The organism is Actinokineospora sp. UV203, assembly GCF_056323665.1.
In genome coordinates this window covers 3,685,192-3,705,478 of record NZ_CM150484.1, presented here as the reverse complement: position 1 = coordinate 3,705,478, position 20,287 = coordinate 3,685,192, and the positions used below count along the sequence as shown (strand labels likewise).

The 20,287-nt window shown below is 69.8% G+C and carries 16 protein-coding genes and 1 tRNA gene; 11 read left to right on the top strand and 6 right to left on the bottom strand.

Translation table 11 applies throughout. The annotated features are described in order from the left end of the window. The first annotated feature begins 325 nt into the window (after window positions 1-325). Window positions 326-1,009, top strand: coding sequence for a hypothetical protein (locus tag ACUZ2Y_RS17475; protein ID WP_476320111.1), 684 nt, complete (start codon window positions 326-328; stop codon window positions 1,007-1,009). Here ACUZ2Y_RS17475 and ACUZ2Y_RS17470 read toward each other — a convergent pair. The 5 genes from ACUZ2Y_RS17470 to ACUZ2Y_RS17450 all read right to left on the bottom strand — a co-directional run bounded on the left by ACUZ2Y_RS17470 (window position 915) and on the right by ACUZ2Y_RS17450 (window position 7,814). After that, window positions 915-1,748 (bottom strand): WXG100 family type VII secretion target, encoded by an 834-nt coding sequence (locus ACUZ2Y_RS17470; RefSeq protein WP_476320109.1) that lies wholly within the window; start codon window positions 1,746-1,748, stop codon window positions 915-917. The two genes, ACUZ2Y_RS17475 and ACUZ2Y_RS17470, sit on opposite strands and share 95 nt — an antisense overlap. 20 nt (window positions 1,749-1,768) lie before the next feature. Beyond that, window positions 1,769-2,251 carry a YbaB/EbfC family nucleoid-associated protein gene (locus ACUZ2Y_RS17465; protein ID WP_476320107.1) on the bottom strand — a complete coding sequence of 161 codons (483 nt, stop codon included), beginning with the start codon at window positions 2,249-2,251 and terminating at the stop codon, window positions 1,769-1,771. 85 nt (window positions 2,252-2,336) lie between these two features. Beyond that, entirely contained in the window at window positions 2,337-4,865 is a 2,529-nt protein-coding gene (gene otsB, locus ACUZ2Y_RS17460; protein WP_476320105.1) for a trehalose-phosphatase, read from the bottom strand. 15 nt (window positions 4,866-4,880) lie between these two features. Further along, window positions 4,881-6,326: an alpha,alpha-trehalose-phosphate synthase (UDP-forming) gene (locus ACUZ2Y_RS17455; RefSeq protein ID WP_476320103.1), complete on the bottom strand. Its 1,446-nt coding sequence runs from the start codon at window positions 6,324-6,326 to the stop codon at window positions 4,881-4,883. An 87-nt stretch (window positions 6,327-6,413) separates the two neighbouring features. Further along, window positions 6,414-7,814, bottom strand: a complete 1,401-nt coding sequence (locus ACUZ2Y_RS17450; RefSeq protein WP_476320101.1) for a threonine/serine exporter family protein — start codon at window positions 7,812-7,814, stop codon at window positions 6,414-6,416. 107 nt (window positions 7,815-7,921) lie between these two features. Here ACUZ2Y_RS17450 and ACUZ2Y_RS17445 point away from each other — a divergent pair. The 10 genes from ACUZ2Y_RS17445 to ACUZ2Y_RS17400 all read left to right on the top strand — a co-directional run bounded on the left by ACUZ2Y_RS17445 (window position 7,922) and on the right by ACUZ2Y_RS17400 (window position 19,172). After that, window positions 7,922-7,994 (top strand) — tRNA-Thr (locus tag ACUZ2Y_RS17445). A 924-nt stretch (window positions 7,995-8,918) separates the two neighbouring features. Further along, a complete protein-coding gene (locus ACUZ2Y_RS17440) occupies window positions 8,919-9,707 on the top strand; it encodes a PIG-L family deacetylase (protein WP_476320098.1) in 789 nt (262 codons plus the stop codon). Between the two features lie 80 nt (window positions 9,708-9,787). Next, entirely contained in the window at window positions 9,788-10,555 is a 768-nt protein-coding gene (locus ACUZ2Y_RS17435; protein ID WP_476320096.1) for an Abi-alpha family protein, read from the top strand. A gap of 5 nt (window positions 10,556-10,560) precedes the next feature. Then, window positions 10,561-11,787, top strand: coding sequence for a DUF445 domain-containing protein (locus tag ACUZ2Y_RS17430; protein ID WP_476331892.1), 1,227 nt, complete (start codon window positions 10,561-10,563; stop codon window positions 11,785-11,787). Window positions 11,788-11,920: 133 nt separating this feature from the next. Beyond that, on the top strand, window positions 11,921-12,949 hold the full coding sequence (gene mgrA, locus ACUZ2Y_RS17425) for an L-glyceraldehyde 3-phosphate reductase (protein WP_476320094.1): 1,029 nt from the start codon (window positions 11,921-11,923) through the stop codon (window positions 12,947-12,949). A 107-nt stretch (window positions 12,950-13,056) separates the two neighbouring features. Further along, complete coding sequence (gene ectA / locus ACUZ2Y_RS17420; RefSeq protein WP_476320092.1) at window positions 13,057-13,671, top strand: diaminobutyrate acetyltransferase; 615 nt, start codon at window positions 13,057-13,059, stop codon at window positions 13,669-13,671. Continuing rightward, entirely contained in the window at window positions 13,595-14,854 is a 1,260-nt protein-coding gene (ectB, locus tag ACUZ2Y_RS17415) for a diaminobutyrate--2-oxoglutarate transaminase (RefSeq protein WP_476320090.1), read from the top strand. The genes ectA and ectB overlap by 77 nt, the downstream gene beginning before the upstream one ends. Then, entirely contained in the window at window positions 14,851-15,252 is a 402-nt protein-coding gene (locus ACUZ2Y_RS17410) for an ectoine synthase (RefSeq protein WP_476320088.1), read from the top strand. Before ectB ends, ACUZ2Y_RS17410 begins: the two co-directional genes overlap by 4 nt. Beyond that, window positions 15,249-16,121: an ectoine hydroxylase gene (thpD, locus tag ACUZ2Y_RS17405; protein WP_476320086.1), complete on the top strand. Its 873-nt coding sequence runs from the start codon at window positions 15,249-15,251 to the stop codon at window positions 16,119-16,121. Before ACUZ2Y_RS17410 ends, thpD begins: the two co-directional genes overlap by 4 nt. A gap of 294 nt (window positions 16,122-16,415) precedes the next feature. After that, on the top strand, window positions 16,416-19,172 hold the full coding sequence (locus tag ACUZ2Y_RS17400) for an AfsR/SARP family transcriptional regulator (protein ID WP_476320084.1): 2,757 nt from the start codon (window positions 16,416-16,418) through the stop codon (window positions 19,170-19,172). A gap of 291 nt (window positions 19,173-19,463) precedes the next feature. On the opposite strand, the gene ACUZ2Y_RS17395 is transcribed toward ACUZ2Y_RS17400, so the two are convergent. Beyond that, window positions 19,464-20,267 carry an SGNH/GDSL hydrolase family protein gene (locus tag ACUZ2Y_RS17395; RefSeq protein ID WP_476320082.1) on the bottom strand — a complete coding sequence of 268 codons (804 nt, stop codon included), beginning with the start codon at window positions 20,265-20,267 and terminating at the stop codon, window positions 19,464-19,466. Between the last annotated feature and the right edge of the window lie 20 nt (window positions 20,268-20,287).

Sequence of the window (20,287 nt, the reverse complement as noted above, 5' to 3'; positions counted from 1 at the left end):
GGTTTGGGCATTTGCCGCGGGTGGCGCACCGCGGTTGGGCTGGCTGCTCTGCGCTTGGCCCACCTGAGCGCCGGGGGCTCCCCGGTTCGGTTGGGCGGACGCGCTGAGAGGGGATCCGCCGGGTGTCCCGCGGTTCGGCGACCCGGCCGGTGGCGTTCCCTGGTTCGACCCAGCAGGCGGCGCTCCTCGGCTCGGCTGCGCGGTCTGCGGCGACGCGCCCTGGCGGGTTGGTGCCGACCCGGCTGGTTGCGTTCCCCGATTCGGGGCACTCACCGGTGGAGTCCCGCGGTTCCCCGTAGTGGGCGTCCTCCCACCAGGTGTTCCGGTGGGCGCGGTCGTCTTGGAGACCGGCGACACCGGAGTCCCGCTGTTCGGTGACCCGGTCCGCCCCGCGCCACCTTGCACGGTCGGCGAGCCCGACGGGCGCGCCGCGTTGCCGCTGGTGCCGGACTGGCCGGTGCTGCCTGACCCGCGCGAAACGGTCGGCGCCGCACCCTTCGTCTCGATCCCGCCCAGCTTGGACGCCGAAGCCTGGTCCGTGCCGCGCGTCGCCTGTGCCGTTGCCTTGGTTTTCGCGCCCGCGTTCTCCGCCGCTGTGGCCGCCTTGTCCGCGCCGCTGCGGGCGGTCGCGATCGCTTCGTCGGCCCGGCCCATGGCGACCTGGCCGAACACGCCCGCGCTGCCCGCGCTCGCGCCGATGTTGAGCTTCGCGGCCACCCCATCGCGGAGTTGGCTGCTGCGGCTGGAGATCCGTCCGCCCAGCGACTCCACGGAGTCGGGGTTCATCCCGACGCCGCGGCCCCCGCTGACGCCCGGCGAAGAAGACCCGCTCGACGAGGACGACGACGGCCTGCCGCTGTCGCCGCCGTGGTTCGTCGTCGAAGGTGAGCTGTCGTCCCCCCTGCGCCGGGCCATCAGGCGTTGGCCGGCGGCATTTCGTACGGCTGGACCGCGTCGTAGGCCGTCTTCGCGTAGTCGCCGTAGTCGGCGAAGCGCTCCAGGCCCTTGATCAGGCCCTGCATCTTCTCGCCCAGCTCTTTGAGCCTGCCGCCCATGCGGGTCATGGCCGCGCTGAGCCTGGACAGCTTGCCCGCGATCTTCGTGGCCAGCATCGCCGCGCGGGTTCCCGCGTAGCCCGCGTAAGCGGCGATGGAGCTGCCGAGTGAGACCACGGCCGTCGCCGCCGCCATGATCGCGCCCGCGACGAGCTCGCCGAGCAGCTCGGAGATCAGGTCGAACACCATGGCGCGCAGTTCGCAGACCAGCGCGCCGGACAGCGCGTAGATCGCCGCCGTGCCGTCCATTGTGGACCCGAGGGCTTCGTACTCTGCCGCCATCTGGTCCATGTTGGCGCGGAACGCGTCGCTTGCCTCGCCCGACCAGTCGTCGACCGAGCCCATGTCCTCACGGTGCTCCCGGGCGATCATCTTCATCTCCAGCGCCGCGGACTTGAGCTGGTCGACGTTGGCGTTGATCTCGTCCGGGTTGCCCAGCAGCGCGTCGAGAGGCTCGCGCAGGAAGCTGACGTGCTCAAGCAGCCAGCCAACGCCTGCCGACGCGATCCCGGCCAGCGGGTTGGCGGCGAACCCCACCGTCTCCACCACCAGACCCGCGCCGCCGATGGCGACGTCGAGAAAGTCCGGCCCCTCGCCTTCGGCGTCCGACGTCAGCGACTGTACGAACCCGTCAACGCTCTCGACAACGCCCGCACCACTGGACCACGTGGTCGAACCAGCTTCCTCAGACACGCACTACCCCCAGGACCGAGCTACTTCTTGAAGATCGCCGATTCGTCGCTGAAATCACCGTCGTCGAGCGAGTTCACGCTCGGATCGGGGCGGCGCGGTCTGGCCTTGGGCGGTTGCGGCGGCGGCTGCATCTCCTCGATGAACCCGGGCCGGTGCCGCTCCTGAGCCGCGGGCGCCTCTTCCTCCGGCGGCAGGTACTCGGTGATCGCCCGCAGCGTCTCCGATTCCGGCCCGTGCGCCGCCTCGAACACCTCGGCCACCTTCGCCGCGGCCGACCGCTGGGCTTTGCGGGCCACCACCATGAGCTCAGCCGACAAAGCCGTGTGGGACTTGCCCATCGCCGCGGGAGTCAGGCGGACATCGGTCAGCGCGCCGTTGGCCGCGACCGCCACCGTGATGGCGCCGTCGTCAGACGAAGCCGAGGACGCCGCACCGGCCAGGCCGTCCTGGACCATGGCGGCCTTGGCCTGTGCGGCGGCGATCTTCCCCTCGAAGTCGCGCATCCACTCTTCTGGCGATTTCACAGTCCCCCCAGGTGTCCGGAACAGGCTGCCACACCACGCGACGTCACCGCAGGCGAAAGGCCGACTACGCGGAGAGAAGCTGTGCGCACCTGATCAGCCCGAGATGCGAATAAGCCTGCGGGTGGTTGCCCAGGGAACGCTCCGCGATCGGGTCGTACTCCTCCGGTAGCAGCCCCGTGGGCCCGGCCGCGTCGACGATCTGGGCGAACAGGTCCTCGGCCTCCGGGCGGCGGCCGGTGAGCAGGTACGCCTCGATCATCCACGCCGCGCACAGGTGGAAGCCGCCCTCGTCGCCGGGCAGGCCGTCGTCGCGGTGGTAGCGGTACACCGTGGACCCCGAACGCAGCTCCGCCTCGATCGCGGTGACCGTGGACTGGAAGCGCTCGTCGGCCGGGTCGATCAGGCCGACCATGCCGATGAGCAGCGTCGCGGCGTCGAGGTCGGTGCCGTCATACGCCGTGGTGAACGCCTTGACCTCCTCGTTCCAGCCATTGGTCAGCACGTCGTGGGCGATCTCGGCGCGCAGGAACTCCCAGGCGGGCTCCGGCTCGCGGTCGTACGTGGCCGCCAGGGCCAGCGCGCGGTCGATCGTCAGCCAGCACATGACCTTCGAGTACACGTGGTGGCGCGGGCGGTGCCGCTCCTCCCAGATGCCGTGGTCGGGCTCGTGCCAGCGCCGGGTGACCGCTTCGGCCATGGCGCACACCATGCGCCAGTCGTCGTCGGTGAGCTTGCCGCGCGCCTCCGAGAGGGCCACGACGAGGTCGACGACGGGACCGAACACGTCGAGCTGGACCTGCTGGTTGGCGAGGTTGCCGACGCGCACCGGGCGGGAACCCGCGTAGCCGGGGAGCGTGTCGATGACCGCTTCCGGGCCGAGCGTGGTGCCCGCGATCGTGTACAGCGGGTGCAGCCGCTCCGGGCCGGGCAGCGTGGCCAGCACGCCGTGCACCCAACCGAGGAACGCTTCCGCCTCGGCGGTGGAACCCAGTGACACCAACGCTTTCGCCGTCATCGACGCGTCGCGCAGCCAGCAGTAGCGGTAGTCCCAGTTGCGGATGCCGCCGATCTCCTCCGGCAGCGACGTGGTCGCCGCGGCCATGATCGCGCCGGTCTCGCTGTGGCACAGGCCGCGCAGCGTCAGCGCCGAACGCGCCACCAGCTCCTTCTCGACCGGCGGCAGCACCAGCGTGTCGAGCCACTGCGACCAGTACGCGCCGGAGCGCGCCTTGCGGTCGGCCTCGGGGATCTCGTGCGGCTCAAGGCTGTCGGTGCCGCAGCGCAGCTCCAGCACCACCGGGCTGTCCGCGGTCGGGTGGATCACCGCGCGGGCGGTGTCGTGCATGCCGTCGGAGGTGATCTCCCAGGCGACACCGGGGGCGCGCAGGGTGATCGGGTCCGAGGTGTCGAGCACTCGGATGCCGTCGGCCGAGGCCTCCAGCCGCACCTGCACCTGGCCGAACTCCGGGCGCGGCGCGAAGTCGACCACCGCCGGTGCCGTGCCCGACACCACCCGGATCAGGTCGGTGCGGTGCGCGTCGGTGAAGTGGTCGAGGTAGTCGGTGACGAGCAGACCCGACCAGCGGGTCTCGACCGTCATCGTGCCGGGCAGGTAGCGCTGGCCGAGCGGGAGACCGCCGCGCTCCGGGGTGACCGAGAAGTGGCCCGCGGCCGTGCCGCCGAGCAGGTCGGCGAAGACCGCCGCCGAGTCCGGCTCCGGGTGGCACATCCAGGTGAGGCGGGCGTCCGGGGTGACCAGGGCGACCGAGCGCTCGTTGGAGAGCATCGACAGCCGCTCGATCGGCACCGCCTGCTCGCCGTAGAGCCAGTTGCGGCGCTCCTCCAAGACCATGGCGAGCACGGTGGCGACGTCGATCGGGTCGCTGATCCGGTACGCGGCAAGGCTTTCGCCGTCACCGACCTTGATCCCGACGTCCGGGCCGGAGATCCGGGCGAACGCCTTCTCGTCGGTCACGTCGTCGCCGACGAAGATCGCCGCCGTGGCACCGACCTGGTGGCGCAGCACGTCGAGGGCGTGGCCCTTGTCGGTGTGGATCACCGCCAGCTCGACCACGGCCTTGCCCTCGGTGACCTGCACGCCTTCCCAGGTGCACGGGCCGGACCGGACGACAGCGAGAATCCGCTTGGCCACATCGGGCTCCGCGCGGCGCACGTGCACGGCGATGCTGGCGGGCTTGACCTCCAGCTGCACGCCGGTGGCGCCCTCGACGAGCCGTTCCAGCTCCGCCTCGACACGGGTGTGCAGCGCACGGGCGTCGGCGTCGAGCGCGTGCACGAAGCCCACGTCGAATTCGGAGCCGTGGCTGCCGACCAGGTGCACCTCCGAGGGCAGCCGCGACAGCGTCGCCAGGTCGCGCAGCGCGCGCCCGGAGATCACCGCCGTGGTCGTCTCGTGCAACCCGGCGAGCGAGCGCAGCGCGCCCACCGACTCGGTGTGCGGCCGTGCTTTTTCCGGATCCTCGACGATCGGCGCGAGGGTTCCGTCGTAGTCGCAGGCGACCAGCAGTCGCGGTGTCCTCGCGATCTGCACGATCGCACGGCGCAGGTCGGCGGGCAGGGACTCGGCGGTCAACGCCTTCTCCTGGGGCTAGGGGCTCTGTTCAGGGCTCAGGGCGTCGAGGAATGATCGAGCCCACCGGTCGACGTCGTGGGTCAGCACTTGACGCCTCAGCGCGCGCATCCTACGACGGCCTTCAGCTGGATCGATCGTGAGGGCCGCATGCATGGCGTTCTTGACTCCGTCAAGATCATGCGGATTCACCAGGAATGCGCTCGTGAGCTCGGCCGCGGCACCCGCGAACTCCGAGAGCACCAGCGCGCCGCCGAGGTCGTGGCGGCAGGCCACGTACTCCTTGGCGACGAGGTTCATGCCGTCGCGGACCGGCGTCACGAGCATCACGTCCGCGGCGGAGAAGAACGCGGCCAGCTCCGCCCGGTCGACCGACTGGTGCAGGTAGTGCACGACCGGGCGGCCCACCCGGGCGAACTCGCCGTTGATCCGGCTCACCACTTGCTCGATGTCACCGCGCATGCGCTGGTAGTGCTCGACCCGCTCCCGGCTGGGCGTCGCGAGCTGCACCATGGCGACGTCCTGCGGGTCGATCCGGCCCTCGGTCAGCAGCTCCTGCAGCGCGTAGAGCCGCAGGTCGATGCCCTTGGTGTAGTCGAGGCGGTCGACCCCGAGGATGATCTTCTTCGGGTTGCCCAGGTCGGCCCGGATCTGGGCCGCGCGGGTCACGGTCTCGCGCTTGCGGGCCAGCGCGTCGAGGCCGTTGGAGTCGATGGAGATCGGGAACGCGCCCACGCGGACCGCGCGGTCGTCGACCTGGATGACACCGGGCCGGGTCCGCACGCCGACGGCGCCGCGGGTCGGCTCCAGGCCCAGCAGCCGTCGGGCCAGCCAGAGGAAGTTCTGCGCGCCGCCCGGGCGGTGGAAGCCGACGAGGTCGGCGCCGAGGAGGCCACGCACGATCTCCGCGCGCCACGGGAGCTGCATGAACAGCTCGGTGGGCGGGAACGGGATGTGCAGGAAGAAGCCGATCCGAAGGTCGGGCCGCTGTTCGCGGAGCAGGGCCGGGGCCAGCTGCAGCTGGTAGTCCTGGATCCACACCGTGGCGTTGGGCGCGGCGACCTTGGCGCAGGCGTCGGCGAAGCGGTGGTTGACCTTGACGTAGCTGTCCCACCAGCCTCGGTCGAAGACCGGGGGAGCGACAACGTCGTGGTAGAGCGGCCACAGGGTCGCGTTGGAGAAGCCTTCGTAGTAGTCGCGGACCTCGTCGGCGGTGAGCGTCACCGGGTGCAGGCGCAGCCCGTCCTCGGTGAACTCGTCAACCTCCACGTCGGCCACGCCGGGCCACCCGACCCACGCGCCGGTGTTCTTGCGCAGGAACGGGGCGAGCGCGCTGACCAGGCCGCCGGGGCTGTGCTTCCAGCGTTGTGAGCCGTCCGGCAGCCGCTCTAGGTCGACCGGAAGCCGGTTCGCGGCGACGATGAAGTCGGCGCCGTTGTTGCTGGGGGCGTTGTCGCTGCTCACGCCTGGCGTGCCTCCTTTGGAAGCCGGTGCGGGATGCCCGAATTCCAAGGCTAGTCACTCCGCGCCGTCACCGCGTGATGCGAATGTCTATGACTCGGTGTGACGTTTGTTGGGTTGCAATGGGCCGGATAGCCGGGGCCCGGCGAGCCGGCGCTCCAACCGCCCGAGCTTGGTGCGCACGGGTTGTGCCAAGTATTCGCCGAGCACCACGCCCGCTGCCAGCGCCAACGCGATGGCGGCGGCGATCATCAGCGTGGAAAGGCCGGCGGGGGAGCGCTCGATCGCCAGTTCGTAAAGCGCACGGTACGTCGGAAGGCCGGGAAGCAGCGGGACCATGCCGGAGACCGCGACAATCAGCGGCGGCATCCGGAACCGCCGGGAGATGACACCGCCGGCGAACCCGATCACCACGGCCGCCCCCGCGGAGGCGACGATCGGCCCGGCCCCGGCCAGCACCAGCCCGCCGTACCCCGCGGTCCCGACGCCACCCGCGACGGCGGCGACCAGCATGGAGCGTGGAGGGGCGTAACTGGCCAGTGCGAAACACCCGGCGGCGGCCGCCCCGGCCAGCGTCTGCACTGGCAGGCGCAGAGCGGAGGGCGGCAGGGGATCGGCCAGCGGCGTCTCGGGCAACCCCAGCGCCACGGCGATGTTGAGCGCGATCACGACGCCGGCGGTGAGCCCCGCCGTCATCAACGAGACCTCCATCGTGCGGCCGGCGGCGGTGACGTTGAACCCGGTGATGGCGTCCTGGACAGTGGAGACAACCGTCAGCCCGGAGAGCAACACCGTGATAGCGGCGGCTACCAGGACGGTGGCTTTCACCGCCGGAAACATCCCGCTCGCGAGCAGCGCGAGCGCCCCGCCGGTGGCCAGCGCACCGCCGAGAACCTGCTGGAAGAAGAACGGCAGCGCCCGCCGGTTGAGCATCCGCCCCACCCGGTCGATGAGCGCGGTGATCAGCGCGGCGAACAGCGCCATCAGCGGATCCCCACCGATGAAGATCGTGACCGCGGCGGCCAACCCGGCGTAGGAGGCGGTCGCCACCCACCGCGGGTAAGGGTGCTCGGCGGAGTTGACCCGATTCAGCTCGGCGTGCGCGTCCTCGACCTCGATCCGGCGTGCCGTGATGTCCCGCACAAGCTTCTCGACCGCCGCCAGCCGTGTGTAGTCCAGGCTGCGGGTCTGCACCACGCGCAGGGTGGTCACCGGGGAAAGCTCGGTCCCGCGGTGACAGGCCACGGTGATCGACGTGAAGATCACGTCGACCTCACAATGCGGAAGCCCGTAGGCATTGGCCACCGCGATGATCGTCGCGGTCACATCGGCGGCCCCCGCCCCCGAGGACATCTGCACCTCACCGATCCGCAAAGCAAGATCCAAAACGAAGTGGACCGTCCGCTCTTCGGGGAGTGCGGGCCCCTGCACGACTATCGGCTCAACCGTCGGCTCCGCGACCACCTGCCGCCGAGCCCGCGTGAATCTCACGCTCCGACCACCTCCATGTGTGTCCGCTCGACGGTTACCGATCAAGGCCCACTCCGCAACCGGGTGATGTGTCGGCTTAGGATTGGGCGGACACCGCGGGGTGTCGTGCCGGTGTAGCTCAATTGGCAGAGCACTCGCCTTGTAAGCGAAAGGTTAGGGGTTCAAGTCCCCTCACCGGCTCAAAACGAAGATCATCAGTCCGGCTGTGGCCTTTTGCGGAGGCTGTCCAGCGCCGCCATCCGCTGAGATGGGCCAAGCTAGCTTTTCGTGGTGATCGCGTATCCGCCGATGCCCGCCGAGGTTCAGGTCCTGTTCGCCGATGGGGATGCGGCCGGGCGAACATTGTCGGTGCCCCTGCCGCCGGGCCGGGCCGTCGTCTCCGATGAGGGGGACGGTGACGGACCGGTGCTCTGGCTCAGCGACAAACCGGCCGTGGCGGGTCTGTGGGCTCGGCTGCGGGTCGAGCATGGTCGTTCGGGGTTGTGGCCGGGCGAACGATGCCGATGGCGAGGAGTTTCGGCCTTGGGGTGCCGGTGAATTGTTTCCGGCGAATATGTCCTCACCCACGAGCATGATCCGGGCGCGCTTCTGGCGAGATGGTGGGCGAATCACACGACGGTCGACGAAGACCACGACATGCTCTCTCTGGCTGACCGGCTCGCGGTCACCGCCCCGTACGGCCGCCGATGGCCCGGCCTGGCACCGGGCATGGATGTGGGCGCTGATCCGGATCGCCTCGCCGACGAACAACCTCACCACCAACCCCCCGCAGCTGGTGCCCGGGCGCGCTGGTCGAGACCCGATTCTTCGACCTGGGCGACATCAAGGATCAGCAGGTGGCGGTCACCATCGGCATCAACCGCCCGGTCCCGTTCGTCGGCTACTCGAACTACCGGACCAGCGTGAGCCTGATCGAGCGGTGAAATAGGGAACGGCCCCGGAGCTGGGGGTCCGCCGGGGCCGTTCTCCCTCTGCATCGCCCGCCGCCGGAGATCGTTTCAGGTGGACCCAAGAAATCTTTTGACGTCCACATCGGACAGTATGTGACCTGCGGCGGAAATGAGCCTCGGCGAACTGTCAGACAGATCGATTACCTTCGATGTCATGGCTACATTGGTGTCGTTCCACGCCCACCCGGACGATGAGTGCATCTCCTGCGGTGGGGTCATGCGCAAGGCCGCCGACGAAGGCCACCGGGTCGTTCTCGTAGTGGCGACCCGGGGCGAGTTGGGCGAGGTCCCCGACGGTTTCCTCGGTGAAGGCGAGTCCCTCTGGCAGCGCCGGGTCGAGGAGACCCACGCCGCCGCCAAGATCCTCGGCGTGTCCCGCGTCGAGTTCCTCGGCTACCACGACTCCGGGATGATGGGCGAGCCCAGCAACGACGCGGAGGGCTCGTTCTGGACCGCGTCGGTCGAGGAGGCCGCCGACCGGCTGGCCAAGGTCCTCGTCGAGGAGAACGCCGACATCCTCACCATCTACGACGACTTCGGTGGCTACGGCCACCCCGACCACATCCAGGTCCACCGGGTCGGCAAGCGCGCCGCCGAGCTGGCGGGCACGCCCAAGGTCTACCAGGCGACGATCAACGCCGACCTGATCCGCCGGGGACGCGAGGAGGCGGAGGCCCGGGGCGAGACGAGCTTCGCGCCGCCCGCGGACATGAAGATCGGCAAGCCCGAATCGGAGATCACCGCCGCCGTCGACGTCTCGGCGTACCTGGTCACCAAGCGGGCGGCGATGCGCGCGCACGCCAGCCAGATCAGTGAGGAGTCGTTCTTCCTCGCCATGCCGGATGAGGCGTTCCTGGGCGCGTTCGGCGTCGAGTGGTTCATCCGCGAGGGCCACGGGCCGGGGATCACGGAGAAGGACTTGTTCGCTGACCTGACCGGGTGACTTCGGCGACAACCTGAGTGACCTGCGCTTTCTTCGCTCGTTGTGGTACACCAGAGATCCCGATGAGCCTGGAGGCCGCCATGGACGACGATCGGCGCGCGCTTGCCTCCGCCAACGGGTCCGACCCGACCGCCGAGATGGTCGACCGGGCGGGTCGGGCCCTTGGGTGGCTCTATCGCAGCGGGTGGCAGGTCGCGCGGCGGCTGCCGGGCGGCGAGGTGGCCGAGCGGCAGGTGCAGAAGGTCGAGGAAGCCATCGTGGCCGAGGTGCGCAAGCACCTGGAGCCGCTGCCCGACCCGGAGCCCCGGCAGATCGAGGCGGCCCGGGTCCGGGAGCCGATGCGGCTGGCGATGGCGCAGCTGCTGGAGCGTTCGGTCACCGACAGCAAGGACGCCGCCCGCGACCACTACTTCGAGTCCGTCCTGCGCCAACTGCTGCCCGACGAGGCGCGGATCGTCTCCGCGCTGTCCGACGGCACCGTCTTCCCGCTGATGCACCTCGCCGCGCGGACCGCGCGCGGCGGGGCGCCGCGGTTCGTGCTGGAGAACGCGTCGACGGTCGGCCGGGTCGCCGGGGTGGTCCAGCCGGGTCTCGTGCCGCTCTACGTCGGCAGGCTGCTGCGGTTCGGGCTCGTCGAGGTCGGTGAGGAAGACCCGACGCTCGGTGTGGCCTACGAGATGCTGCTCACCGACGACCGGGTCCGCGCCGCCGAGGACCGGGCGAAGGCACAGAGCCGGTTCGGTGCCAAGGCGATCCGGCTGACCCTGCGGATCTCGGAGCTGGGCGCCCAGTTCTGGGCGGTCTGCGACCCGAGTGCCCGTGGGCTGACGGTCCGGGACCGTCGGTGAACAGCATGATCGCGGACTTCCAGACCAACTGGATGGTCTACGCGTCGATGCCGTTGATCGCCGCTCTGATCGGCTACGTCACCAAGCTCGTCGCCATCCGGATGATGTTCCAGCCGCTGGAGTTCGTCGGCAGGAAGCCGTATCTCGGCTGGCAGGGCATCGTGCCGCGGCGGGCCGCGCGGATGGCCAGCATCGCGGTCGACACCATGACCGACCGGCTGATCTCGGCGAGCGAGGTGATGGGCAGGCTCGACCCGGAGCGCGTGGTCAAGGAGATCGAGAAGCCGCTGCTCGCCGGGGTCGAGGAAATCGCCGCCGAGATCGCCCACGAGTTCCAGCCGGGGCTGTGGGAGAACCTGCCCGAGCAGGTGCGGAGCCGGATCGTGCGGCACATCCAGGCCGAGGCGCCGGGCGTGGTGGCATCGCTGCTGGAGACGGTCAAGAACGACATCGACGCCGTGTTCGACCTCAAGGACATGGTCGTCACGAACCTGGTCCGGGACAAGGCGCTGCTCAACCGGATCTTCCAGCACGCGGGCCGCAAGGAGTTCCAGTTCATCGCCCGGTCCGGCATCGTGTTCGGCTTCGTCATCGGCTTCGTGCAGATGTTCGCCTGGGCGGCGCTGAAGAACCCGTGGGTGATGCCGATCTTCGGTGGCTTGACCGGCTGGTTCACCGACTGGCTCGCCCTAAAGATGATCTTCAATCCGAAGCAGCCGACCCGCTACCTCGGGATCTTCGAGTGGCAGGGCCTGTTCCTCAAGCGCCGCAAGGAGGTCGCCGCGGACTACGGCGACCTGATCGCGCGCGAGATCATCACCCCGAAGAACGTGATGGAGGCGGTCCTGCGCGGGCCGCTGTCGGACCGGTTGTTCGCGCTGGTCGCCGCCCAGGTCCGGACCGTGATCGACAAGCAGTCCGGCGCGGCCCGGCCGCTGGTGATGCTGGCCGTGGGCAGCGGGCGCTACCAGGCGATCAAGAACAGCATCGCGGAGAAGGTCATCGCCCGGCTCCCGGAGACGATGACCCACATCGAGTCCTACGCCGAGGACGCGATGGACATCCGCAACACCCTGGTCACCAAGATGCAGGAGATGTCGGAGGACGAGTTCGAGGAGCTCATCCGGCCCGCGTTCGAGCAGGACGAGTGGATCCTGATCACCGTCGGCGCGGTCCTCGGCTTCGGCGTCGGCGAGCTCCAGCTGATCCTCGTCGAGAACTTCGCCCACTGACCCGCGAGTCCCCAACTCCCGACAATGAATTCCAGTTCGGCCGGTGGACAAGTCGGTCGAAGTGAGAACTCGCTGTCGGGAGTTGGGGACTCGCGGCGTGCGGGGTGTGGCGAGCGCAACTACGGTCGGGCGTATGGCTTATGTCGCGTCGGACGACCGGTATGACCGCATCCCCTATCGGCGGTGCGGTCGCAGCGGGCTGAAGCTGCCCACCGTCTCCCTCGGGCTGTGGCACAACTTCGGCGACGACCAGCCGCACGAGATCGGCCGGACGATCCTGCGCCGCGCGTTCGACCTCGGTGTCACCCACTTCGACCTGGCCAACAACTACGGCCCGCCCTACGGCTCGGCCGAGCGCAACTTCGGCCGGGCGCTGGAGCGCGAGTTCGGCGCCTACCGCGACGAGCTGGTGATCTCCACGAAGGCAGGCTACGACATGTGGCCCGGCCCCTATGGCGAGTGGGGGTCGCGCAAGTACTTGCTGTCCTCACTGGACCAGTCGCTCGGGCGGATGGGCCTGGACTACGTCGACATCTTCTACTCCCACCGGTTCGACCCGGACACGCCGCTGGAGGAGACCGTCGGCGCGCTCGCGAGCGCCGTGCAGCAGGGCAAGGCCCTCTACGTCGGCGTCTCGTCGTACTCGCCGACCGCGACCCGCCAGGCGGCCGAGCTGCTGCGCGCAGCCGGGGTGCCGCTGCTCATCCACCAGCCGTCGTATTCGATGCTCAACCGCTGGGTCGAGGACGAACTGCTCGACACCCTCGGCGACCTGGGTGTGGGCTGCATCGCGTTTTCCCCGCTGGCGCAAGGCCTGCTGACCGACAAGTACCTCGACGGCGTTCCCTCCGGCTCGCGCGGCAGCCGGGACTCCTCGCTGCTGCCCGAGATGCTGTCGGAGGACAACCTGCGGCGGGTGCGCGGCCTCAACGAGATCGCCAAGTCCCGCGGGCAGACGCTCGCCCAGCTGGCGGTGTCCTGGGTGGTGCGCGACGAGCGGGTCACCTCGGCGCTGGTGGGCGCCAGCTCGGTCGAGCAGCTGGAGAGCACCCTGCGGGCGGTCGACGGGCCGCCATTCACCGACGACGAGCTTGCCGAGATCGACCGGTACGCGGTGGATTCCGGCATCGACCTGTGGGAAAGCTCCCGATCATCGGGATAGTGCGGTAACACGGTGTCAGCGGGCCGCACAACCGTGGTGTTGTCATCCTCACGGGGGTATTCACGAAACCGCTGGTTAACCGGTCGCGCGCCGATCGGGCAACCGGTATGCGTGAAACGACCCTGTTACCTTGCCGTGGCATGTCGGGAAAACGGGAACGGGAGGAAATCGGCGCTCCGTCCATAGCGGACGGGTCGGCGATCTGGAGAATCGCGCGGGATTCACGCGCGCTCGACCTCAATTCGTCCTACGCCTATCTGCTGTGGTGCCGGGATTTCGCGGAGACATCCGCGGTCGCGCGCGTCGACGATGAGGTCGTGGGTTTCGTCATCGGATTCATCCGGCCCGAGCGGCCGGACACCGTCGTGGTGTGGCAGATCGCCGTCGACGAGTCGCAGCGCGGATCGGGTCTCGGTGGTCGGCTCCTCGACCACCTGATGGCTCGCGTCGCAGCTCAGGGGGTGCATCACCTGGAGACGACCATCACGCCGGGAAACGGTCCCTCGATCGGCCTGTTCGCCTCGCTGGCGGACCGGCACGCCGCGCGGCTGCGCCGCAGCGCGCTGTTCGACGCCGATCAGTTCCCGGACGACCACGAGGCTGAAGACCTCTACCGAATCGACTTTCCGAATGGGATGGAGAGCAGTGAGCGTTTTCGACATGATCGAATCCGAGGTGCGGAGCTATTGCCGGAGCTGGCCGGTGACATTCGATCGCGCTAGCGGCAGTCGGATCTTCGATGAGCATGGCCAGGGCTACCTCGACTTCTTCGCCGGAGCCGGAGCGCTCAATTACGGGCACAACAACCCGATTCTGAAGCAGGCCGTGATCGACTACATCCAGCGCGATGGTGTGACGCACTCGCTGGATATGCAGACCGTCGCCAAGCGGGACTTCCTGGAGACCTTCAGCGAGACGGTGCTGGCCCCGCGCGAGCTCGACTACAAGATCATGTTCCCTGGCCCGGCGGGCGCGAACGCCGTCGAGGCCGCGCTGAAGCTGGCCCGCAAGGTCACCGGCCGCGAGTCGATCATCAACTTCACCAACGCCTTCCACGGCATGACGCTGGGCGCGCTCTCGGTCACCGGCAACTCGCTCAAGCGCGGCGGCGCGGGCGTCCCGCTGGTGCACGCCACGCCCATGCCGTTCGACAACTACCTCGACGGCCTCACCCCGGACTTCATGCTGTTCGAGCGCCTGCTCAAGGACAGCGGCAGCGGCCTCAACGAGCCCGCCGCGGTCATCGTGGAGACCGTGCAGGGTGAGGGCGGCATCAACGTCGCCAGCGTCGAGTGGCTGCGCAGCCTCTCGGAGCTGTGTCAGCGGCAGGGCATCCTGCTGATCGTCGACGACGTGCAGATGGGCTGCGGCCGGACCGGGCCGTTCTTCAGCTTCGAGGCCGCGGGCATCAAACCCGACATCGTGTGCCTGTCGAAGTCCATCGGCGGCTACGGCCTGCCGCTGGGCCTGACCCTGCTGCGCCCGGAACTCGATGTCTGGGAGCCGGGCGAGCACAACGGCACCTTCCGCGGGATCAACCCGGCGTTCGTCGCCTCCACGGAGGCCCTGAAGACCTACTGGACCGACGACACGCTGGAGAAGTCCACGCTGGCCAAGGGCGAGCAGGTCGGCCGCGCGCTGACCGACCTCGCGCTGGCCTACCCCGAGGCCGCGCTCAAGGCCAAGGGCCGTGGTCTGGCTCGCGGCTTGCGGTTCGTAGACGGCGACATCGCGGGCAAGGTGTGCCGCGCCGCGTTCGACCGGGGTCTGCTGATGGAGACCGCCGGCCCCGACGGCGAGGTCGCCAAGATCATGCCGCCGCTGACCGTCACCGACGCCGAGCTGGAGGAAGGCCTGGCGGTCGTCGGCGACGCCGTCGCCGCGACCCTGGGAGGCCTGCGGTGATCGTCCGCTCGGTGCACGACCTGACCGACACCGAACGCGACGTCAAGACCCCGAACTGGCGCAGCAAGCGGATCATCCTCGCGCAGGAGGGCGTCGGCTTCTCGGTGCACGAGACGACGCTGGAGCCGGGGACGGTCAACGACTTCTGGTACGCCAACCACGTCGAGGCCGTGTTCGTCGTCGAGGGCGACGGCGAGCTGCTCGACAAGGAGACCGGCGAGACGCATGTCCTGGCGCCCGGGTCGCTCTACCTGCTCGACGGCAACGAGCGTCACCAGCTGCGGCCGAAGACCCGCATGCGCACGGTCTGCGTGTTCAACCCGCCCGTGACCGGCCGCGAGGTGCACGACGAGAACGGTGTGTACCCGCTGCTGACGACCGAAGGAGAAGCGCGGTGACGCTCTCGACGCAGGACCGCTACCGGACCCGCACCCGAGACCGGCTCGAGCCGATCTCCCGGCTCGAGCCCACCGTCTGGTCCGGAGTGGACGGACCGATCGACGCGGCGACGCTGGTCGCCCACGACGCGCGCGGCTTCTCGGTGTTCCAGGACCTCCTCGGCCCCGCCGAGGTGCGCGCGTTCCAGGACGAGCTGCGGCGGCTGTCGACTGACGACAAGCTCAAAGCCGACGAGCGCACGATCGTCGAGCCGAAGTCGCGGGAGGTCCGCTCGATCTTCGAGGTGCACAAGATCAGCGGCCTGATCGCCGAACTGGTGCGCGACCCACGGGTGATCGAGCGGGCGCGGCAGATCCTCGGCTCCGACGTCTACGTCCACCAGAGCCGGGTCAACTACATGCCGGGCTTCCGCGGCAAGGGTTTCTACTGGCACTCGGACTTCGAGACCTGGCACGCCGAGGACGGCATGCCGAGCCCGCGCGCGGTGAGCATGTCGATCGCGCTGACCGACAACTTCCCGTTCAACGGCGGCCTGATGGTCATGCCCGGCTCGCAGCGCACGTTCATCCCGTGCGTCGGCGAGACGCCCGACGAGCACTACAAGGCGTCGCTGTCGATGCAGGAGATCGGCGTGCCGAGCGAAGCCGACATCACCACGCTCGCGAACGCGTGCGGCATCGAGCAGTTCACCGGGCCCGCCGGGTCGGCGCTGATGTTCGACTCCAACGTCATGCACGGATCGGGCAGCAACATCACGCCGTTCCCGCGGTCCAATATCTTCGTCGTGTTCAACAGTGTGGAGAACGAACTGGTGGAGCCGTTCGCCGCCGCTCAGCCGCGGCCGTCGTTCATCGCCACCAGAAGATGACCGATCGCTCGCGGTTTGCTAAGTTGTCGCGAACCGCGATGCGGAGATGCTTCGTCGGATGTTGACCAAGAGCCCGCTGTGACCGCACTCGGGGTGCAGTCCGGTGCGCTGTCGGTCAACTTCGATGGAGAGTGCGCCCCGGGGTCGTCCGAATCGGGAACGGACAACCCCGGGGTGTGCGCCAATCGGCTGACTCTTCGAGTACCCCCTACGTCACCACCCGTTTGCCCTTAGGTTGTCTGCGGTGTGTGAACGCGCCCGTGGGGACGGGCGCGTCAACCTGGGGGTGGCGTGGTGGACTCAAGTGGTGACGACGGAACGCGCTTCTGCGTGCTCGGCCCGGTCGGTGTGGTGGTGGGGGACCAACTGCACTCCATCGGCGGGCCGGGACTGCGGGGGTTGCTCGCGATCCTGCTTTTGGAACCCAATCAGGTGGTTCCGATCGAGCGGATTGTCGACATCTTGTGGGACCACGAACCACCGGTGACGGCCCGCACGATCGTGCAGGGCTACGTGTCCCGCACCCGCAAGTGGCTGTCCACATTGGACCCTGCGACGTCGATCGAGACGACCGGGGCGGGCTACCAGCTGGTGATCGACGAGAGCCGGATCGATGTCTCGATGGCCCGGCGGCTGCTCGCGGGGGCGCGCGGGCGGGAACCCGAGGTCCGCTCCGAGATGCTCGCCCGGGCGCAGGCGCTGTGGCGCGGGCCGGAGCTGTCCGACATCGGCGACCGGGTCCGGGCCCCGGAACTCGCCGAGCTGCGGCTCGCGGTGATCGAGGCCCGCATCGACGCCGACCTCGAACTCGGCAGGCATGACGACGTGATCGGCGAACTCGCGGCGCTGGTCGACACCCATCCGTTCCGGGAGCACCTCGTCGGGCAGCTGGTGCTGGCTCTCTACCGGTCGGGCAGGCGGGCGGGGGCGTTGGAGATCTACCAGCGCTTCGCCCAGCGGGCGGCGGGCGAACTCGGCCTCGACCCAGGCCCTGGCCTGCGTGAGCTGCACAGCCGGGTGCTGCGCGACGACGAGCGGCTGCTGAAGCCGCGGGCGGAGCCGGTGGTCAGCCCGCGGCTCGGGGTGCTGAACCCGGCCCAGCTGCCCGCGCCGCCCTCGGGCTTCGCCGGGCGCGAGTCGGAGCTGGCGTGGCTCGACGGGGTGCGCGGCGCGGGGGTCGCGGTCCTCGCCGGGCCGGCGGGGATCGGGAAAAGCGCGCTGGCGCTGCTGTGGGGCAGCCAGGTCGCGCGCGAGTTCGTCCACGGTCAGTTGTATGTCTCGCTGCGCGGATTCGACCCGCGGCACCCGCCGCTCGACGCCGCCGACGTGCTCACCCGGTTCCTGCTGGCGCTCGGTGTCGCCGCGGTGGACATCCCGTCCGATGTGGCCGAGCGGGCCGCGCTGTTCCGGTCGCTGCTGGCCGACCGCAAGGTCCTCGTGCTGCTCGACGACGCCCGCGACTCCGAGCAGGTCCGGCCGCTGCTGCCAGGAGCCGGGCGGTCGCTGGTGCTGGTCACGAGCAGGCGAAGACTCGATGGACTGGTCGCCGACGGCGCGCGGCTGCGGGTCGTGGACACCCTGGCCGCCGACGCGGCCGTGCAGCTGATCGAGCACGCGGCGGGTCCGCCCGTCGACACCGCCGAACGCGCGCAGCGGGCGCGGCTGGCCCGGCTGTGCGGGTTCCTGCCGCTGGCGCTGCGGATCGCGGGCGCACGGCTCGCTGTCAGTCCGCAGTGGACGGTCGGTGACCTGGTGGCGGAGCTCTCCGATGAGCGCACCCGGCTGGGCGCCCTCGATGTGGAGGACGCGAACACGAGTGTCCGGGCCGCTTTGGACGTCACGGTCCGTCGTCTCGACGAGCCGCACGCGGCCACGCTGCGGGCGCTCGGCGCGTTTCCGGGGCAGTGGGTGAGCCCGTACGCGGTGGCTGCGCTGTGCGGGACCGACATCGCGCGGGCGCGGGCCACGCTGCGGGTGCTCGCCGGGTCGTTCCTGGTCTCGGAACTGGACCGGGACGTCTACGGCATGCACGACCTGGTCCGCCTCTTCGCGCGCGAACTCGCCGGGTCCGGTGTGGAGCCGCTGCGGGCGGTGGCCGGGCACTACCTCTACGCCGCCGACACGTGCCGCAGGCACCTCCGGGCGGTCGACGACGACATCTCGCCTCTTGCCTCCCCATGTCCCGAAATCCCCGACCGCGACGCCGCGCTGGACTGGTTCGACCGCGAGTGGCCCAACCTGCTCGCCGTCGCGGCCGCCTGCGCCGACGCCGGTTTGCACCGAGAGGTCTGGCAGCTGGCCAGGGTCGCGGGCGACTACCGCCGAGTCCGCTCCCGCCGCGACGACTGGGAATGGCTGCTGGACCTGGGTCTCACGTCGGCGCGAGCGTGCGGGGAGCGGCGCGGCCAAGTGCTGCTGCACCTCAGCCGCTGCGTCCTGCTGACCCGCTTCGGCGCCGAACACGAGACGATGACCGACGCGGACGCCGCTGTGCTGCTCGCGGCGGACCTCGCCGACCCCAAACTCAGCGCGATGGCCCACAACACGCGAGCCAGCGCCTGGTACGGCCAGAAGCGCTTCGCGGAAGCCCTCGGCGGCTACCGGGAGGCCCTGTCGCTGGCGCGGGTCGCGAGGTACCGGTTGGGGGAGGCGAACCTGCACAACAACATCGCCCAGGTCCACTTGAACCTGGGGGAGCCGGGCTCGGCGCTGGAGCCGCAGCGGACGGCGGTCGGGCTGTACCGGGAGGTGGGGGACCTCGGCTTCGTGGGCTTGGCGCTGGCGAACCTGGCCGAGCTGGAGCATGAACTGGGCCTGCTGACGGAGTCCGCCGCCAACGCGCGGGAGGCGGTGGCGCTGGCGGAGGTCAACGGCCTGGAACTCACGGAGGCCTTCGCCCGCGAAGTCCTGGCCCGGTCCCTTCGCGACAGCGGCGACATCGCGGCCGCCCGCACGGAACTCACGATCGCGATCGAGCGCTACCGCCAAGCCCAGTCCCCAGCCGCCGACGCCGCCCGCGCCGCCCTGGCCTCCCTCCCCCCAACCCCCTGAACGTCGAACTCACTTGCCGGAAGGGGCGACTCACTTGCTGGAAGGGGCGACTCGCGTGGAACGCGAGTCGCCCCGCCAGGCGAACGAGTTCGACGCTCGGGCAAGTGAGTTCGACATTCGGTGGGTTTAGCGACGGTTTAGTGGGGATGATCGAGTCGCCGGCAGGGTTGGCCGCGGCGCCCAGTCAGGTGCCATTGGGCTGCGCGGCTTGGGGGTGCGCGGGCCAGACGTACCGGCCGGCGCTCCTGGGGGGAGAGAGCCGGCCGGTCGTTCGTCAGGGGTAGGAACGGCCTAGACGTTGGCGGCGTGGTCGTCGCCCAGGTACGGGCGGGACTCGCGATAGGGGCCTAGTTCCCGGTGCTTCGGCGCGAGGCCGTCGCCCATCGACTCGCCCATGATCTGCCTGCGGATCCACGGGATGAGGTGCGTCGTGGTCCACGCGAGGTCGGCCTGCCGCGAGTGCAGCCACGGCTTCGGCTCGGCGGGCGGCAGCGGCTCACGCCAGTCGTCGCCGGTCCGCACCGACAGGGCCTCCGCGACCCGAAGGGCGATGCGGCGGTGGCCGTCGCTCGAGAAGTGGAGCCGGTCGTCGCACCAGGAGCGGCGGTCGTGGAGGACGTTCATGGACCACAGGTCGACCAGGATGGCTCCGTGGCGCTCGGCGATGGCGTGCAGGTGTCCGTTGTAGATCGCGACCTTGCCGCGCACCCGGCGCAGCAGCGGCTGCACCTGCGGGTCCGGGCCGGTGAACATCACGACCGTGCACCCAGCCGCCCGCAGTTCGATGACGGCTTCCTCGAAGAGCGCCGCCACGTTGTCGGCGTCGCGGCCAGGGGTGATCAGGTCGTTCCCGCCGCCGCACAGGCTCACCACGTCCGGGCGCGTGCGCACCGCGATCGGCACCTGTTCGTCGATGATCTCCTGGAGCATCTTCCCGCGCAACGCCAGATTGGCGTATTGAAACCCCGGACTCTGCTCCGCCATCATCGCGGCCAGGCGGTCCGCCCAGCCCACGAAGTGGCCATCCGGCCCCTCGTCACTCATCCCCTCGGTGAAGCTGTCACCGAGCGCGACCCAGCTCGACCACCCGTGCATCGCCGTCCCCCTCCCGCCGC

Excerpts from the sequence above, each read along its gene's own strand:
- ACUZ2Y_RS17430 (WP_476331892.1), top strand. The coding sequence starts at position 10,561 with ATGATCGCGGACTTCCAGACCAACTGGATGGTCTACGCGTCGATGCCG.
- ACUZ2Y_RS17395 (WP_476320082.1), bottom strand. The coding sequence starts at position 20,267 with ATGCACGGGTGGTCGAGCTGGGTCGCGCTCGGTGACAGCTTCACCGAG.
- mgrA (WP_476320094.1), top strand. The coding sequence starts at position 11,921 with ATGGCTTATGTCGCGTCGGACGACCGGTATGACCGCATCCCCTATCGG.
- ACUZ2Y_RS17440 (WP_476320098.1), top strand. The coding sequence starts at position 8,919 with ATGGCTACATTGGTGTCGTTCCACGCCCACCCGGACGATGAGTGCATC.
- ACUZ2Y_RS17465 (WP_476320107.1), bottom strand. The coding sequence starts at position 2,251 with ATGCGCGACTTCGAGGGGAAGATCGCCGCCGCACAGGCCAAGGCCGCC.
- ectA (WP_476320092.1), top strand. The coding sequence starts at position 13,057 with ATGCGTGAAACGACCCTGTTACCTTGCCGTGGCATGTCGGGAAAACGG.
- ACUZ2Y_RS17435 (WP_476320096.1), top strand. The coding sequence starts at position 9,788 with ATGGACGACGATCGGCGCGCGCTTGCCTCCGCCAACGGGTCCGACCCG.